16 protein-coding genes are annotated in these 17,070 nt (G+C 67.8%); 7 read left to right on the top strand and 9 right to left on the bottom strand.

Features of this window, described 5'->3' with window-relative positions; all coding sequences use genetic code 11:
- Positions 1–14: 14 nt before the first annotated feature.
- The 8 genes from AC3FJ6_RS21325 to AC3FJ6_RS21290 form a co-directional block, all read right to left on the bottom strand.
- Positions 15–542 carry a hypothetical protein gene (locus AC3FJ6_RS21325; RefSeq protein ID WP_488773627.1) on the bottom strand — a complete coding sequence of 176 codons (528 nt, stop codon included), beginning with the start codon at positions 540–542 and terminating at the stop codon, positions 15–17.
- Positions 539–1,060: a hypothetical protein gene (locus tag AC3FJ6_RS21320; protein WP_488773626.1), complete on the bottom strand. Its 522-nt coding sequence runs from the start codon at positions 1,058–1,060 to the stop codon at positions 539–541. The genes AC3FJ6_RS21325 and AC3FJ6_RS21320 overlap by 4 nt, the downstream gene beginning before the upstream one ends.
- Positions 1,057–1,575 (bottom strand): hypothetical protein, encoded by a 519-nt coding sequence (locus AC3FJ6_RS21315; RefSeq protein ID WP_488773625.1) that lies wholly within the window; start codon positions 1,573–1,575, stop codon positions 1,057–1,059. Before AC3FJ6_RS21315 ends, AC3FJ6_RS21320 begins: the two co-directional genes overlap by 4 nt.
- Positions 1,572–2,342 carry a hypothetical protein gene (locus tag AC3FJ6_RS21310; protein WP_488773624.1) on the bottom strand — a complete coding sequence of 257 codons (771 nt, stop codon included), beginning with the start codon at positions 2,340–2,342 and terminating at the stop codon, positions 1,572–1,574. Before AC3FJ6_RS21310 ends, AC3FJ6_RS21315 begins: the two co-directional genes overlap by 4 nt.
- The gene (locus AC3FJ6_RS21305; protein ID WP_488773623.1) at positions 2,323–4,020 is read right to left on the bottom strand and encodes a GspE/PulE family protein; all 1,698 of its coding nucleotides are present in this window, start codon (positions 4,018–4,020) and stop codon (positions 2,323–2,325) included. The genes AC3FJ6_RS21310 and AC3FJ6_RS21305 overlap by 20 nt, the downstream gene beginning before the upstream one ends.
- The gene (locus AC3FJ6_RS21300; RefSeq protein ID WP_488773622.1) at positions 4,017–5,195 is read right to left on the bottom strand and encodes a type II secretion system F family protein; all 1,179 of its coding nucleotides are present in this window, start codon (positions 5,193–5,195) and stop codon (positions 4,017–4,019) included. Before AC3FJ6_RS21300 ends, AC3FJ6_RS21305 begins: the two co-directional genes overlap by 4 nt.
- A gap of 9 nt (positions 5,196–5,204) precedes the next feature.
- Positions 5,205–5,645: a type II secretion system major pseudopilin GspG gene (gene gspG / locus AC3FJ6_RS21295; protein WP_488773621.1), complete on the bottom strand. Its 441-nt coding sequence runs from the start codon at positions 5,643–5,645 to the stop codon at positions 5,205–5,207.
- Positions 5,646–5,752: 107 nt separating this feature from the next.
- Positions 5,753–8,503: a glycoside hydrolase family 18 protein gene (locus AC3FJ6_RS21290; protein WP_488773620.1), complete on the bottom strand. Its 2,751-nt coding sequence runs from the start codon at positions 8,501–8,503 to the stop codon at positions 5,753–5,755.
- A gap of 268 nt (positions 8,504–8,771) precedes the next feature.
- Here AC3FJ6_RS21290 and AC3FJ6_RS21285 point away from each other — a divergent pair, with 268 nt between their 5' ends.
- From AC3FJ6_RS21285 to msuE, 7 genes are all read left to right on the top strand, one after another.
- Positions 8,772–9,236: a MarR family winged helix-turn-helix transcriptional regulator gene (locus AC3FJ6_RS21285; RefSeq protein ID WP_153948012.1), complete on the top strand. Its 465-nt coding sequence runs from the start codon at positions 8,772–8,774 to the stop codon at positions 9,234–9,236.
- 5 nt (positions 9,237–9,241) lie between these two features.
- On the top strand, positions 9,242–11,218 hold the full coding sequence (locus AC3FJ6_RS21280; RefSeq protein WP_488773619.1) for an FUSC family protein: 1,977 nt from the start codon (positions 9,242–9,244) through the stop codon (positions 11,216–11,218).
- Positions 11,218–11,427, top strand: coding sequence for a DUF1656 domain-containing protein (locus AC3FJ6_RS21275; RefSeq protein WP_066740578.1), 210 nt, complete (start codon positions 11,218–11,220; stop codon positions 11,425–11,427). The genes AC3FJ6_RS21280 and AC3FJ6_RS21275 overlap by 1 nt, the downstream gene beginning before the upstream one ends.
- Positions 11,424–12,398 (top strand): efflux RND transporter periplasmic adaptor subunit, encoded by a 975-nt coding sequence (locus tag AC3FJ6_RS21270; protein ID WP_488773618.1) that lies wholly within the window; start codon positions 11,424–11,426, stop codon positions 12,396–12,398. The genes AC3FJ6_RS21275 and AC3FJ6_RS21270 overlap by 4 nt, the downstream gene beginning before the upstream one ends.
- Entirely contained in the window at positions 12,395–13,888 is a 1,494-nt protein-coding gene (locus tag AC3FJ6_RS21265) for an efflux transporter outer membrane subunit (protein ID WP_488773617.1), read from the top strand. Before AC3FJ6_RS21270 ends, AC3FJ6_RS21265 begins: the two co-directional genes overlap by 4 nt.
- A gap of 122 nt (positions 13,889–14,010) precedes the next feature.
- Positions 14,011–14,769: a MetQ/NlpA family ABC transporter substrate-binding protein gene (locus AC3FJ6_RS21260; protein ID WP_228770933.1), complete on the top strand. Its 759-nt coding sequence runs from the start codon at positions 14,011–14,013 to the stop codon at positions 14,767–14,769.
- A gap of 196 nt (positions 14,770–14,965) precedes the next feature.
- Positions 14,966–15,529 carry an FMN reductase gene (gene msuE / locus AC3FJ6_RS21255; protein ID WP_488773616.1) on the top strand — a complete coding sequence of 188 codons (564 nt, stop codon included), beginning with the start codon at positions 14,966–14,968 and terminating at the stop codon, positions 15,527–15,529.
- A gap of 12 nt (positions 15,530–15,541) precedes the next feature.
- On the opposite strand, the gene AC3FJ6_RS21250 is transcribed toward msuE, so the two are convergent.
- Positions 15,542–17,017, bottom strand: a complete 1,476-nt coding sequence (locus tag AC3FJ6_RS21250) for an amidase (RefSeq protein ID WP_488773615.1) — start codon at positions 17,015–17,017, stop codon at positions 15,542–15,544.
- Positions 17,018–17,070 lie beyond the last annotated feature (53 nt).

Genomic DNA, 17,070 nt, shown 5'->3' with positions numbered 1-17,070 from the left:
TGGTGTCTGGGGCGTCAGGTGGGTACGCCCAGATGCAAGCGGTTTCCTGTCGACAAATCGGTCACGGTGGCACCCGACGCGTCGATGGCGTCGAGCCGGTATCCCTTCCATCGTTCGCCGGGACGTAGCCGGCCGGGTGTCGCGCACTGCTCGCAGGCGATGCGGGTGTCCTGGCCAAGCGTGAGCACGACCATCACCCCCCTGGTGTCGCGCCAGATTGCGCTGGCTTCGAGGGCGGCACGCGCCGTGACGCGCGCCGATTCCGCCGCCCGCGCCGGGTCGGCTTCGGCATATGGCTCCAGCGAAGGGGTCATCGCGCCAAGTCGCCACGCTGGCGGCGCGAACAGGTCCACCGAGCGGCGCTGTTCTGGCGTTTCGGCTATGTGTTTGGACGGCGTTGCCGGGGCGCTTGCCGGTAGTGGCTGGCGTATTCCGGCATCCGTCGTGCTCGCAGCGTCGTCGGACCGGCCGATCCAGGCGGCGTAGAGCGATGCGCAGACCGTGGCCACCAGCAGGTACTGCAGGGATCGGGAAATCTTCATGGTCCGGTCTCCACTAGGTAGCTGATCTGCACCAGCGCGTTGACCGTCCGGCTGGCGTCGGACTGGCGCAGGAACGATATCGATTCGATCCGCACGCCAGCGATCTCCTCCAACGTTGCGAGGTAGTCGCGCAGTTCGGGGTAGCGGCCTTCGATGGTGTAGCGCATCGTATGGCGCAGCAGCCGCTGGCCGGCTTCGGCGCGGGAGGTGTAGTCGATCTCCGTCAGGGCGATCGAGCGGGCCGTGGCCAATGCCGCGTGGGCGCGCAGGAATTCGGTGTACGTGGAGGCGTCGGGCAGGGTGTGCTGGCGAGCCGGCATCGCCCTGACCGCCAGTTCGCGCTTCAACGCGGCCACTTGCCCGGTCTGCTGCTGCAATGCAGCCGTTTGCGCCAGGCGCTCCGGCCGGATATGCGTGACGACAGCCACGACACTCCCCAGGGCAAGTGCGATGCCGGCCGCGCCCAGCCATCCCAAGGTGTGCCGCCAGCGGCGGAGCATCCAGATGATGCGGTTCATCGCGCGGTCTCCTGCCTATCCTGCCAACGCAGCCGAAGCTCGGCCTCGACGGCGTGGTCGCCTTGCCGCTGGCGGGTCAGCGATACGGGGCCGACGGCAGGCGTGGCCGACAGGCGGTCGACCAGCGTCAGCAGTGCATCGGCATGCTCGGCTTCCAGTTCGATCCGCTGCGTGCGCGCCGCGCCGTCCACGTCAAGGCGGGCGATCGCCACGTCTTCGGCCCAGCTCTGCTCCAGCCAGGCCAACGTCGGCACCAGCTTTTCCGCCTGTCTGGCGGCGACGTCAGTCTGCTGGGCGGCTTTGGCAGGGGGCCGGCCAGCCAGCTTGCGGCGCAGCGTGGCGCTTTCGGCCTCGATGGCAACCCGTTCGGCGCGCAGCGACGCGAGGGCGCGGTGTTCGTACGTCGCCCAGATAGCAACGCCGATGCCGATTGCGAGCAGGCCGGCGCCGAGCGACGCCCGGTGTAACCCGCCGCACCGCGTTGCAGCCAGAAGATTCGGCGGTCGCGCCATCATGCCGAGCCGCCTTCGCCGATGGCGCACAGATGGTCGCCCAGCCAGTGGATGCGGTCGTCCGGCGCCGCTGCGTCGCCAATCAGGGCGACCGTGTCGGGCGCCGGCGCCGACGCCGACAGCGCCAGGCAGCGCAGCACGGCATGGATCTGTGGCGATACATCGGCCTGCGCGGCCACCGTGGTCATTGCCGTGATCGAAGGTCCGTCTCGCAACGCGCATGTCAGCGTGCCGCGTTCATGCATCGCCAGCGCGCAGCCGGTGCCCGGCAGCTCGCGTCGATAACGGTGCAGCGCATAGGCGAAGGTTGACGTTGCGGCGGCTAGGTGCACGCGATGCGATTGGCACTGCGCCATCAGGGCGTCCATTAGTGGCGTACTGCCAATGATGGCCAGGCGCGGCGCGCCATGGCGGGCTGGCGTCAAGGCGATATGCGCCGGTTTGTCGCGGCCGTCGCCAGGATGCGTGCCCGCCTCGCCACCCGGTTCTTCGCTGGCCGCGCCTGCCCATGCCATCCATTCGGCTTCGGAAACCAGGCGCGGATGCCAGGGCACGACGACATGCCGGGTCCACGGAAAGCCCAGCCGTACCGTGACACGGTGGCCCGACAGCGGCGCAAGCAGCGCGTCGGTGGCCTGCAGAGCGTCTTCGATGCCGGCCGTTTCGCGGTAGAGGGCCGGTGCTTGATGCATGGCGTTGCCACCTTCGGCGCGCAGGAAGACGGCGTCACGCAGAATCCAGAGCCCGTGCTTATTCGACGAACGTGACACGGTTTGCCTCCTGTAGGGTGGTGACCCCCTGAGCCACCAGGGCCAGCGTGGACTGTCGCAGCGAGGCAAAGCCGCCCGCTCGCGCCAGGGCACGTTGTTCGCCCGAGGGCGCCTGCCCGAGGATTGCGTCGCGCAGGGCATCGTCGATGCGCAAGACTTCGGCCACCGCGCGGCGCCCGCGATATCCGGTGCCGTGGCAGGCGTCACAGCCCCGGCCGGCGCGCAGGCGCCAACTGGCCACCGATGCAGCCACCAGACCCGAGCGCGCCAGCAGTTCGGCGCCCGGGCGGAAGGATTCCCCGCAATCGGGGCAGATCGTCCGGATTAGTTGCTGGGCCACGATGCCGATCAGCGATTCCACCAGGCTGTGTGGCGGGATGCCCATGTGCAGGAATCGGTCGACCACCGAGAACGCGCCATTGGCGTGGACGCTGGTCAGTACCAGGTGGCCGGTCAGCGCGGCCTGGACGGCGATGCTGGCGGTTTCCCCATCGCGGATCTCGCCCACGAGGATCTTGTCGGGGTCGTGCCGCAGGATCGAGCGCAGCCCGCGCGCGAAGGTCAGGCCCTTGCGGTCGTTGACCGGAATCTGCAGCACGCCCGGCAGTTCATACTCGACGGGGTCCTCGATCGTGATGATCTTTTCCGCGCCCGTGTCCAATTCGGACAGCGTGGCGTAGAGCGTGGTGGACTTGCCCGAACCCGTGGGGCCCGTCACCAGCAGCAGGCCGTGCGGCATGGCGGCCAGCGCACGGATGGCAGCCACGGCCTGGGCGTCATGGCCGAGCCGGTCCAGGCTCAGGCGGCCGCCTGCCGTGTTGCCGCCCCGCTTGTCGAGCACACGCAGCACGGCATCCTCGCCGTGGATCGACGGCATGATTGACACGCGGAAATCGATCTCGCGGCCGTCCACGGTTGCCTTGAAGCGGCCATCCTGCGGAACGCGGCGCTCGGCGATGTCCAGCTCTGCCATGACCTTGAGGCGGGATATGGCCTGTTCTGCGACTTCGATGCCGGCCGCGGTGGCGGCATCGAGCAGCACCCCGTCGATGCGATATCTGACGGCCAGCGCGTCTTGCCGGGTTTCGAGGTGAATGTCCGACGCGGCCATGCGCAATGCATCGTAAAGCGTGGAGTTGACCAGCCGGACCACCGGGCTGGTGTCCTGCGCCAGGCTGGTCAGCGAGATGCCGGCGTCGGGCAACGCGTCCGCATGCGGCCCGGGCGCCGTGGCGACATGATCCAGCGCCCGCTGGCGTTCGCCATGGCTGTCGAGCATCGCGCGCACGAGATCTGTGGCGCCCAGGCATTCGGCGCAGGACAGGCCGGCGAGCGCCAGTCGCCGGGCGACATGCTGACGCACGGCCAGGCGCGTGGGGTCGGTCAGGACCAATGTCAGGGCGGGCGACGCCGGTTCGAGTTGTGCCAGCACGCAGCCGCCCGCGACGGCATCGGCATAGGGAAACAGGTCGAAGCGTGGCACGGCGGCGGCCAGGGCCACGGCATCGACCAGCGGCAAGCCGAGCAGGGCGGCGACGTGCGCGGCGCAGGCGTCCGGCGGCAGGCCGCTGGCTTGAGCCACCACGTCCTGCAGGTCGCGTCCGGGCTCGGCATCGCGCAGCGCCTGTAGCGCCTGCAGCGTTGGCACGGGTGGGGAGGCTGGCGCGTGCGCTGTCATTGCATGCTCCCGGCAAGCTCGAAGATCGGCATGTAAAGCAGGAAGACGATGCCGCCGACCAGGGCGCCAACCGCAAGCATCAGCACCGGTTCCACCAGTTTGGTGGCGGTGTCGATGGCCCGGTCGATGGCCTCGTCGCAGAATTGCGCCGCGCGTTCGCACATCTCGGGCAGTTCGCCGCTGCGTTCGCCTACGCGCAGCAGCCGTTCGGCCACGGGTGTGGTCAACCCGTGCCGGGCCAGGGTGTCGGCCATCGGCTTGCCGGCCTCGATCTCGGCAATGGCCTGCGACATGGCGCCGTGCAAGTGCCGCGGCAGAAGCGGGGCGGCCAGCCGCAGCGCGGGGATGGCCGCCATGCCGCCCCCCAGCAGCAGGCCGGTGGTCCGGTACAGCCGGGTCAGCGCCAGCAGGTGCTGGAACGCGTGGAGGCGGGGGACGTGCCAGCTCAGTGCGGCAATGCGGCGCACCAGTCGTACTTGCCGGGCGCCGGCAACCAGCAGCAGGGCCGACACCACCATCCCCAGCGCCATCGTGCCGCCGTGCGCATCGACGGTCTGGCCCCACCACAGGAGCCAGCGTGCGGTCGCGGGCAGTTCACGCATCGATGCGTAGACCTGGCTGAAGCGCGGAATCACGAAGAACAGCAGAAACGCCATGATGCCCGCACCGATCGCTATGACCACGGCGGGGTAGATCAAGGCGCTGGCGACCTTCCGGCGGACAGCGCCCAGGCGTGCCTGGTAGTGGTGATAGCGCGCCAGCGCGTCGGCAAGATGGCCGGTGCGCTCGGCCGACGCGACCGTGGCCACGTACAGCGTCGGGAAGTGGCCGGGCATGCCTGCCAGCACGCCGGAAAGCGGCAAGCCCCGATAGAGGCCGGCGACGATCTGATCGAGCACGGTGCGGGTGGCGGTCTCCGACGCGCCGCCGGTCTTGTCCCGCAAGGCCTCCACGGACTCGACCAGCGACAGCCCAGCACGCAGCAGGGCGATCAGTTCCTGCGTGAACAGGGCGATGCCGAAGGGCGCTTGGCGGCGCAGCATCACGATGCGGCGGCATGCCAGCACGTGGCCGCCATCCGTCTGCGCTTGCCGCCGGGCATCGGCGGCGGAGGGCGCGAATATCCGGAGGTCGTGGATCTGGCCGCTACGGGCGACGGTAAGACGGTACTGCATCGGACACCCTCACCAGACAATGTCGCTGGCGTAGCCGGTGCCGCCGGGCTTGCCATCGGCGCCATGGGAAAACAGGTCGTAGTCCTTGCCATCGGTGCCGGGCTGCCGGTATTGGTAGGGCTGTCCCCACGGATCGGCGGGGATGTCGCGGGTCAGGTAGGGCCCGTGCCAGCGGTTGCCGGCATCCGCCGGCGGTTCGATGAGCGCGGTCAGGCCGGCTTCCGTCGAGGGGAAATGTCCGGTGTCGAGCCGGTAGCGATCGAGCGCGTCGCCCAGCGCCTTCAGTTGCCCGGACGCGGTCTTGACCTTGGCCTTGTCGAGTTCGCGGAACAGCCTGGGGCCGACGAAGCCCGCCAGCATGGCGATGATCAGCAGGACCACCAGCAGTTCCAGGAGCGTGAAGCCACCCTGTGGGCGGCGGCGGGATGCGATATGCGAAAGCGAGGACATGGACAACTCGGAAGAATCGGGGCGCCGCCGAGGCCATGTATTGGGACGTCCACGGCGGCGGGTGAGGCGAACCGCTTGTGGCGATTCGCCTCGGGCAATACGCCGGATCAGCGTTTGATGGGTTCCATGGCGTTGATCAGCTCGGCCTTGTCGTCCGCGCCAAGGTCGCTGGCATACATGCCGGCAGCCCTGGTCTTGCGAACGGCTTCGACCTTGGCCTTGACGATGGCCGGCGTGTCGTAGGACCAGAAGGTCCAGCCGTCATAGCGCCAGGCGGCCTGGGACGCGGCATCCGAGAACAGCTTGCCGTTCGGCATGCGCTTGATGTCGCGATAGTCGCGCTGGCCCTGTCCGTTGCGGACCGGCGCACCGGCCATCCACAGGCCGTTGCGGCGTCCCGGCTTGACCGACGTCCAGCCGTGGCCATGGAATGGCACGCCGAAGACCTGTTTTTCCTGCGGGATGTCGAACTCGTATGCGTCCCAGATGGTGCCCATCAGGCTGCGCTGCTTCATGCCCTGGACCCGGGTCCAGGGCGAGTCGCGACCGACCTGCAGCGCGGCGGCGTGGCCTGTGCTGGCATCCCATCCGCCGGTGAAGTCATAGGCCTGAATGTTGACCCAGTTCAACTCGGCAGCGATGGCGACGGCCGTCCTGGCGTCCGGCGCGCCTTCGGCCAGGTTCATGGTGGACGTCAGCAAATGCCTGCTGTCCTCGCGTTCGAGCGCGTCGCGGAACGCCCTGACCAGCGCCAGGTAGTTGCCCCAGTCCATGGCACTGGCCTGGCCGTCACGCACTTGCGCCGCGCGCGGGGCCAGCCATTCCAGGTTGATGCCGTCGAAGACGCCCTTGGCCAGCCCCTTGCCGCCCGCGCTGGACCGGCTGGCGGCGAGGTTGCCCTTGATATAGACGTCCACGCAACTTTCGGCGAGCGCGTTGCGGCCTGCCTCGGTCCGGGCAGCCTGGGCGAAGCGGTCGCCCAGGCCTGGGCCGCCAATCGAGATCAGCGTCTTGACCGGATAGGTCTGCTTCAGCTTGAGGATCTGGTTGAAGTTGCCGCGCAGCACGTGCTTGCCCGCCGGGTCGGCCTTGCCGTCCACCGATTCCGTGGCGCTGAATCGCTTGCCATAGTCGGCAAACGGGTCGCTCGGGCCGCGTGTGTCGCCGCTCTGGCAGCGGTAGAGGCCATCCTCGCCGCGATGCAGGTTGGCGCTGCCGTAGTTCAGGTACGTCAGCTTGCGGGCCGCGCCGGACCGCGCCACATCGCGGATCAGGTAGTTGCGCTGGTAGATGCTGGCTTGCGTGTAGGTGCCGCCAAGTTGGCCGACCTTGGGTGCCGGCACTGCCGGGCGCGGCGTGACGTCGGGTCCGTCCGCGGGATCGGCTGGCTTGGCGGGGTCACCTGGCTCGCCGGGATCGGTGGGGTCTGCGGGATCGGTCGGATCAGGGTCGGCAGGGTCGGTGGGGCCTATCGGGTCGGTGGGGTCGGTGGGGTCGGTGGGGTCGGTCGGATCGGTCGGGTCCTTCGGGTCCACCGGGGTCTTCGGTTCGACCGGGTCCTTCGGGTCCTTCGGTTCCTTCGGGTCGACAGTGGGCGGGACGGCCTCCACCTTTTCGACGGTCATGTCGAGCTTGATGTCGAGCGTCTGGTAGGACTGGTCGGCGTCCTGTCCCGCGGCGTTGCGCACGGCAATCCGGTACGGGAACGCGTTGCGGATCCGGTTGCCCACCGACGTCGAGAAGAGCGTCGGGTTGTCTTCGGGGCGAAGCTCGAACACCAGCGATTCGGTGCCCGTGGTGCTGGGCAGGCGGCAGGCGACCGTCGTGCCCGTGCCGGTGCCGTCCGCGTTGGCGGCCTTGTGGGCGCGCAACATCACCGGGAACGGTACGTTGTTCTCGTCAACCGCCGCCACGCGGAAGATATCGCTGGCGTTCTCGGGACAATGGCCCGTGCCGTGCTCGCGCCCCGTGGTCTGCTCATGCGTCGTGGCATACCAGGCGCTGCGGCCCTGGTCGGTCCGCAGAGGCAGGACAAAACGTGCCTGCTTGCCGTCGAACTGCACGGTGGTTGCCTTCGGCGCGCGATGCACGATATCGATGCCGAGGCTGAAGGTCTTCAGCACCGGCCGATTCGGCAGGTCGTTGCCCACGGCCTGCACGTTCACGCGATGCATCGCCGGCGTGCGGTAGCGCGTGCCCGGTGTCAGGCGCGGATTGTCTGCGGGTTCGTACCAGACCACCAGCGTGCCGGGGCCGGCAGGGCCGCCGTTGCCGTCGATCTGTACGCGCTTTCCGTCATAGCCCGTGCCGGTCATATTGCGCTGGGCGCGCAGCCGGACGGGCGCCAGCCGGCCCGGCATCGACACGTCTTCGGCCATGACGTCGATGATAGAAAACTCGCCTTCGAGGGCCGGCCGGTTGCTGTGGCGCGTATTGCCGTGCAGCGGCGTCACGAAATGCACGCTGGTCTTTTCCTTGTTCGGCACGACGTAGACCACGGGCTTGCCCGGCTCGGCGCCCTGGATCGACACGAGCAGGTCCGGCGTGGCGGACGGCGGCACGTATTCACCGATATCGAACCACAGCTGTGCGGTGGGACTGCGGTGCGCGCCGAAGTAGATCGCATGATCCACGCCGGGGCGTTGGCCGGGGTGCGCGAAGCGGTCGTTCGCCCAGACGCGTTTTCCGTACGTCACGCAGCTTTCGGGCGGATAGCGATCGAAGCCGGTCCATTCCGAAATCGTGCGACAGGCATCCGGGGTCGTTGGCCGGGCGGCGTCGGCGCCGCCTGCGGTGGTTAGCAGCAAGGCGAAGGCGGCAGACGGAATGGCTGCGCGCCGCAGGGATGTGCTTTTCATGTCCATGGTCCTTGAAAAGTTGTTTTCGGGTCGCCGGAACCGGTTCGGCGACCAGACTGTGGGCCATGGACGAGAGGCCGGAAATCGTCGTTTGCTGAAATTGAGTGCCGATTGCGCGCAATAGGCTGCAATGAGACGTTTCTGGGAACAATGCAGGAAGGGGTGGCCACCTCGACTTCGCGTTATGCGCCTGACGCAGCACGTGTGGCGAACTAATTCGCAAAGAAATCATTTGCATCCTAATTAATTCACGTCTATCATTCGGCCCATGCCACATATCGATGCGCTCCGATTCGCCTTCACCGGCCAGGTCATGCTCTCCGGTCGTCAATGGCGACAGATCAGCCAGGCCGCTGTGACCGCCCACGGCATTTCCGCCGCGGCCGCCGCGCCTTTGCTGTTTATCCGTCGCCTGGGCGGCGGTGTACGCCAGGTCACGCTGGCCGACTACGTGGGCGTGGAAGGTGCCACGCTGGTGCGGCTGGTGGATCAGCTTTGCGCGGCCGATCTGGTACGCCGCGAGGTGGACCCCAGCGACCGCCGCGCCAATGTGCTGTCGCTGACCGATGCCGGCGAGCGCATGGCCGAGCGCATCGAGGCAGAACTCAAGCAACTGCGCGCCAAGGTGTTCGCAGACGTCAGCGAAGCCGACATGGCCGCCGCGCTGCGGGTGCTGGACGCGCTGTCGCGCGCCGCCGCGGCCGCTTCGGCATCGGGCAAGCAGGAGTCCTGAGCGCCATGATGAGTTGGCCGTCCGCCAGGGACTGGGTGTTCTCCTTCAAGGCGTTCATCGCCGCGATGCTGGCGCTTTACATTGCGATGTACCTGGGGCTGCCCCGGCCGTACTGGGCGATGGGCTCCGTCTATATCGTGGCGCACCCGCTCACGGGCGCCACACGCTCCAAGGCGCTGTACCGCGTGCTTGGCACGCTACTTGGCGCCGCTGCCGCCATCGCCATGGTGCCGCCGCTGGTGAATTCGCCACCGTTGCTGATGGGCGCCGTGGCCATCTGGGTGGCCTGCCTGCTCTACGTGGCGTTGATGCACCGCACGCCGCGCAGCTACGTGTTCATGCTGGCCGCCTATACGCTGCCGCTGGTGGCACTGCCGTCGGTCGATAATCCGACGGGGATCTTCGACCTGGCCGTGGCCCGTTCCGAGGAAATCTGCCTGGGCATCCTGTGCGCGGCCGTGGTGGGTGCCGTCATCATGCCGGCCAGCGTGGCCAACGTGCTGCGCGACAAATCCCGCCAGTGGATGGCCGACGCCACGCTGTGGGCCACGGACATGTTGTCGCCGGCGCCCGGTGCATCGGTGTCGCGTCATCACAGCCGCCATCGCCTGGCCGCCGACATCCTGGCGCTGGACCAGCTGATCAGCCAGTTGAGCTACGACGCCGAAAGCGCCGCCCGGGTGCGTGCCGCGCGCGAACTGCGTGGCCGCATGACCATGCTGCTGCCGGTGATGGCGTCGTTCGCGACCATCGTCGAATCGCTGCAGGCCGCTGGCGGCCTGCCCGCGCCGCTGGCCGCCCAGATGCAGGCCGTGAAGGGCTGGATCCAGGCGGGCGCCGCCGCCGACGCGCGGCCGGTGCTTTCGGCATCGCCCGTGCAGGCGGGCTGGGACGCCGCGCTGGTGACGGCGGCGGAAGACCGGCTCCAGCAGATGCTGGCGCTGTGGCACGACTGTGTGGCGCTGTGCCGGCGCCTGGGCGAAAAGCACATCGAAGGGCAATGGGTGCCCGAATTCCTGCGCTGGGAAGTGGGCCGTGCGCGCCACTACGACCACGGCATGCTGCTGTTTTCGGTCGTGACCGTCGCCATGGCGATCTACGCGATGGGCATGGTGTGGATCCACACCGGCTGGGCCGATGGGGCGGGCGCGGTGGCACTGGGTGCGATTTCCTGCTGCTTCTTCGCCGCGCTGGACGAACCTGCGCCGATGATCCGGTCGTTCTTCAACTGGAACGTGGTCTGCCTGCTGATCTCGCTGGTGATGCTGTTTGCGGTGCTGCCCGTCGCGCATGACTTCGAGATGCTGGTGCTGATGTTCGCCGTGCCCTACCTGATCATCGGCCTGCTGGTGGCGCAGCCGCGCCTGGCGATGATCGGCATGCCGCTGGCGGTGGTCACGGCCAACGACATCGGCATCCAGGGCGCGTACAGCGCCAATTTCCAGTCGTTCTTCAACAGCAACGTGGCCGGCATCGCGGGTATCGCATTCGCGCTGGTGTGGACGCTGGTGATGCGTCCGTTCGGTACCCGGGCCGCCACGCGCCGTCTGGTGCGGGCCGGCTGGAGCGATATCGCCGAGAACGCGCTGGGCAAGCACCCCGATTCGCACACCGTGCTGCGCGCCCGCATGCTGGACCGCCTGGCACAGCTGGTGCCGCGGCTGGCCGCCAGCGACAGCGAAGTCTCGACCGACGGCTTCAGCGAAGTGCGCGTGGAACTGACCGCGCTGGCCCTGCAGCGCGAGATGGCCGATATGCCGGCTGACGAACAGCATGCCGTGCGCCGCGTGCTTCGTAGCATTTCCACGTACTACAAGGCGCGGCTCGATGGCTCGGCCGATGCGCCGCCCGCCGCGCTGCGCACGCGCCTGGCCAACGCGCAGGACAAGGTGCGTTCGCGCGTGGCGCTGGCCGCGCTGGTCGACATGCAGGTGGCCCTGTTTCCGCCGGCGCTGCCGGCAACCGTTTCCGGAAAAGCATGATGCCCGGTGAAATCAGTATCTATGGCGTGTTCATCCCCAGCCTGCTGGTGTGGATGCTCGCGGCCTTTCTCATCACGAGTGCCGCACGCGCGGTGTTGTCGCGCGTGGGCTTCTACCGGCTCGTGTGGCACCGATCCCTCTTCAATCTGGCGCTGTACGCGATCATCCTCGGTGGGGTGGTTGCCATGGTGCCGTGGCTGCAATCATGAAACTCAGACTCTCTTCGCTCGGGCCGGTCGTGTTGACGCTGGCCGTCACTGCCGCTGGCGCGGTCGTTGTCAAACACCTGTGGGACTACTACACGGTGGCCCCGTGGACCCGCGACGGGCACATCCGTGCCGACGTGGTGCAGGTGGCGCCTGACGTTTCGGGGCTGGTCACGCGCATTGCCGTCAAGGACAACCAGCACGTGAAGGCCGGCGACGTCCTGTTCGAAATCGACCACGAACGCTATGCGCTGGCGCTGCGCCAGGCCGAAGCCACCGCCGCGGCGGTGCGCGCCACCCTGTCCCAGGCGCGCCGCGAGGCGTCGCGCAGCCAGAAGCTGTCGGACGTGGTGTCGAAGGAAATCATCGAAGAGGGCCTGGCCAAGGTGCAGCAGGGCGAAGCTCAATTGGCCCAGGCTGACGCGGCCATCGGCGTGGCCAGGCTGAACCTTGAGCGCACGAAGGTCCTGAGCCCGGTGGAGGGCTACGTCAACGACCGCCTGCCGCGTCTGGGCGATTACGTGGTGACCGGCAAGCCGGTGCTGTCGATGGTGGACGCGAACTCGTTCCACGTGGAAGGCTATTTCGAGGAAACCAAGCTGCAGGGCATCCATATCGGCAGCACGGTCGACATCCGCATCATGGGCGAGAAGCGCGTGCTGCAGGGTCATGTGCAAAGCATCGCGGCCGGTATCGAGGATCGCGACCGTACCAACGGATCGAACCTGCTGCCGAACGTGAACCCGACGTTCAACTGGGTGCGCCTGGCCCAGCGCGTGCCGGTGCGCATCCAGTTCGACCAGATGCCCGAGGACGTGCGCCTGGTGGCGGGCCGTACCGCCACGGTGTCCGTGAAGGCGGATGGCCAGTCGAACGACAAGCCTGCCACGCCGGCGGCGGCTGACAAGAGTGCCTCGCATGACAAGGTCGCGCTGGCCGGCAAGGGCGCGTCCACAACCGGAGTGCTGCAGTGAAACGCTTTGCCCGTGCCACGCTGGCGGCGATGTTGCCGCTGGCGCTGGCCGCCTGCATGACGGTCGGCCCCGACCACAAGGTGCCCGACGACGCGGCCGTGAAGTCTGCGGCGGCCAACGGCCCGTTCGCTCACAGCGACAGCGACGCCGTGTCCATTGCCGACGTGCCGAACGACTGGTGGCGCCTGTACGACGATCCGCATATCGACGACCTCGTGCAGCAGGCGCTGGTTGCCAACACCGATCTGCGCGTGGCGGCGGCCAATCTCAAGCGGTCGATCGCGGTCTACCACGAGGTGGAAGCCGAGAACCTGCCCGAGGCCAAGTTCAAGGCCAGCGCCGAGCGCGGCCAGATTGCCGGCGAGCCGCTGCTGCACGAAGAAAAGATCCCGGCGATGAACTTTGGCGACATCGGTTTCCAGGTGTCGTACCTGATTGATTTCTGGGGCAAGCTCAAGCGCGCCGACGAGGCCGCGCTGGCGGCCGCCCAGGCCAGCCACGCCGCACTGGACCAGGCCCGCGTGGGCGTGGTGGCCGAGACCGTGCGTGCCTATGTGCAAGGCTGCACAGCCACGCACGAACTGCATGTGGCCCAGCATCAGCTGGAGCTGCAGGAACGCGGGGCGCAGCTGGCGCAGAAGCTGGTCGATGCCGGCCGTGGCCAGCCAACCGATGTGCTGCGTGCCCAGGCTCAGGCCGACACGCTGCGGGCCGTGCTGCCGAAGTATCGTGCCGAGCAGGAAGGCGCAGCATACCGACTGGCCGTGATGCTGGGCAAGCCGCCGATGGCACTCGATGTGAAGAGCGTGGCCTGCGAACACGTGCCCGCGCTGAAGCAGCCGCTGCCCGTGGGCGACGGCACGGCGCTGCTCAAGCGTCGCCCGGACGTGCGGCAGGCCGAGCGCGAACTGGCGTCCGCCACGGCCAAGATCGGCGTGGCCACGGCCGACCTGTTTCCGCAGATCCGCATTGGCGCATCAGCCGGCTTCACCGGTATTCTCGACCACCTGGGCCAGGCGCCGACCGCGCACTGGGGCTGGGGTCCCGCGCTGTCGTGGACGATTCCGACCAGCGGCACGCGGGCGCGTATCCACAACACCGAATACGGTGCCGAAGGCGCGCTGGCGCATTTCGATGGCGTGGTGCTGAAGGCGCTGCGCGAGACGCAGACGGCGTTGTCGGCGTATACGCATGAACTGGAGCGCAACCAGTCGCTGCGCGCGGCGCGCGACAAGGCCGACGAGGCCGCGCGCCAGAACCGCCTGCTGTGGCAGGCCGGCCGGTCGCCCTATCTGCAGAGCCTGGATGCCGACCGCACGCTGGCCAATACCGACGCCGCCCTGGCCGCGTCGGACGCGCAGGTTGCCATGGATCAGGTGAACCTGTTCCTGGCGCTCGGCGGCGGCTGGCAGAATGCGCCGGCCATCGCCAGCCATCCGGTGGGCAAGGAAGCGGGCGCTGCGGCCGGGCATCAACCGGAAGCGCATTGAGGTAAGCTTGCGCCTCGGCCGCGCCTACCCGGTGCGGCCGTTCCTCGATTCCCAGGATAACCATACCTATGAAGATGCTCTCGATCACGAAGACCCTGGCTGCCGCTACCGTGGCACTGGGCATGGCAGCTGCCGGCAGCGCGGCGGCGCAGGAACAGACGGTCCGCGTGGGCACCGTCAGCGGCCCGGACGCCGAAGTCTGGCAAGTCGTGCAGAAGGTGGCCAAGAAGAATGGCCTGAACGTGAAGGTCGTGGAATTCAACGACTACGTGCAGCCGAATGCCGCACTCGATGCCGGCGACCTGGACGCCAACAGCTTCCAGCACCAGCCGTATCTGGACAGCCAGATCAAGCAGCGCGGCTACAAGATGGTCAGCGTCGGCTACACGTACATTTCGCCGCTGGGCATCTATTCGAAGAACCTGAAGTCGCCGAAGGACCTGCCGCAAGGCGCCAAGGTGGCCGTGCCCAACGATCCGTCGAACGAGAACCGTGCGCTGCTGCTGCTGGCCGCCCAGGGTGCGATCAAGCTGAAGCCGGGCGTCGGCACGAATGGCGTGAACGCCACGCCGCTGGATATCGCCGAGAACCCGAAGAAGCTCAAGATCGTAGAACTGGACGCCGCCCAGCTGGCCCGCGCGCTGCCTGACGTGGCGGCCGCCGTGATCAACACCAACTACGCGCTGGCCGCCGGCCTGCAGCCGACCACGAACGCCATCGCGCTGGAAGACATCCACAGCCCGTATGCGAACATCATCGTGGTGCGTACGCAGGACAAGGACAAGCCGTGGGTGAAGAAGCTGGTAGCCGCCTATCAGTCCGATGAAGTGCGCCAGTTCATGAAGGCCCAGTTCAAGGGCGCCATGGTGCCGTCGTTCTAAGCCGGTTCGTGCCATTTGCCCCGTTTGCGCAGTTTGCGCAACAGCGAACGGCATGGCTGCGGCAAGCGAAACGGCAGCCCGGCTTCACGCCCGGGCTGCCGTTTTCGCATCTATGCATATTTGAATTGGTTCGTTCGCATCGTCGGACGACGGCGCTAAGGTACGAGGAATGCCTTTTCGCCCCCGGAGATAGATTGTGTCCACGCCGCTGAAAGTTGTCGCCGTCAATGGCAGCGCCCATCAACCGTCACGCACGCTGGTGCTGATCCAGGCGCTGCTGGCCGAACTGGAGCAGCGGCTCGTGCTCGATTCCCGGATCGTTGACCTGAGCGAGATCGCCCGCCCGCTCGGTGCCGCGCTGACGCGCCAGGAGCTGCCGGCGGACATCGAGGCGCAGGTCGCGGCCATCGAGTCGGCCGATCTGGTAATTGCCGCGGCGCCCGTGTATCGCGGCTCGTTCCCGGGCCATTTCAAGCATCTGTTCGACCTGGTGGGTATGGATGCCCTGGTCGACAAGCCGGTCCTGCTGGCGGCCACCGGCGGCAGTGACCGTCACGCGCTGGTGCTGGAGCACCAGCTCCGGCCGCTGTTCAGCTTCCTGCAGGCGCTGACGCTGCCGATCGGCGTGTACGCGTCGACAGGCGATTTCGACGGCTACCAGGTGGGCAGCGGCGCGCTGGCCGATCGCATCAAGCTGGCCGCCGATCGTGCCGCGCCATTGTTTGGCGCGTCGGCACGGCAACTGCGGCGCGTGGCCTGACGCGTTCCCGTCTTACCCGTCGATGGCCGGCGGCAGCCGGTCGTTGACCCAGTCGCGCGTGCGCTCGTAGGCCGCTGCCAGGCGCAGCACGCTCAGGTCATCGCGCGGACGGCCGATCAGTTGCATGCCCATCGGCAGGCCTTCCGCGCTGAATCCCACAGGCACGCTGATCACCGGACAGCCCGACAGCGTCCACGCCACCACCACTTCCATCCAGCGGTGATAGGTGTCCATCTGGCGCCCGGCGATGGCCTTCGGCCAATGCTGGTCGACATCGAACGGAAACACCTGCGCGGTCGGTACGGCGATGTAGTCGAACGTCTCGAAGGTGCGCAGCAGCGCCTGATACCAGGCACTGCGCTGCGTGCTGGCTGCGTAGAGGTCGCTGGCCTTGAGGTCGAGCGAACCCTCGATTTCCCAGATCGCCTCGGGCTTCAGCTGCGCGCGCGTTGACGGGTTGTTGTAGAGCGCCAGCCGCGCGTTGCCCGTCAGGAAGTGACGATGCACAAGCCAGGTCTGCCAGATTTTCTCGGGCGGGTAGGGCGGTTGGATCGCGTCTACCGTCACGCCGAAATCGGGGAAGAAGCGCAGCGCCTGTTCGCACAGCGACAGGATGCCGTCTTCCATCGGCAGGTATCCGCCCCAATCGCCGAGCCACGCCACGCGCTTGCCCGACATGTCTGCATCGAGCACGTTGACCACGTTTTGCGGCGTCAGCGTGGCCAGCGTGGGGTCTTGGGGCAGCGCCTGCGGCGTGCGGGCGTCCGGGCCGGACTGGGTGGCCAGCAGCAGCGCCAGGTCTGCCACATTGCGGGCCATCGGCCCCTCGCAGCCCAGTTGCGGCAGGAACAGCTCCGGCGCCGGGCCATAGGGCACGCGGCCCGCCGAGGGCCGGAATCCGAAGACGTTGCAGTACGCGGCCGGATTGCGCAGCGAGCCACCAAAGTCGCTGCCATCGGCAACGGGCAGCATGCGCAGCGCCAGCGCGGCTGCTGCGCCGCCACTGCTGCCGCCCGCCGACCGTGCGGGATCGTACGGGTTGCGCGTGGCACCGTAGACCGGGTTGAACGTGTGCGACCCGAGCCCGAACTCCGGCGTGTTGGTCTTGCCGATCAGGATCGCCCCGGCCTGGCGCATGCGTTCCACGATCACCGAATCGCTGGCCGGCACGTTGTCCTTGAAGATCGGCGAACCGTACGTCGTGCGGATGCCGCGCGTCATCGCTAGATCCTTCGGCGCCTGCGGCATGCCGTGCATCCAGCCCTTTGATTCCCCACGTGCCAGCGCATCGTCGGCTGCCTGCGCGGCCTGCATCAGCGCGGCCTCGTCCTGCTGCGCCACGATGGCGTTGCATGCCGGATTCACGGTAGCGATATGCGCCAGATAAGCCGCCATGACTTCACGGCTCGATACCTGCTTCGCGTGGATCGCCTCGGAAAGCTGCCGGGCGGTCAGCATGACGATGGGGTGGGGGCGGTAGTTGGTCATGGCGAAGGGATTGTGTTTTCCCCTCTCCCGCATGCGGGAGAGGGGCAGGGGAG

The sequence above is a fragment of the Cupriavidus sp. 94F1 genome (genome assembly GCF_057798875.1).
Note: the sequence above shows the minus strand (reverse complement) of the source record. Positions and strands in the feature narration are given on the sequence as shown.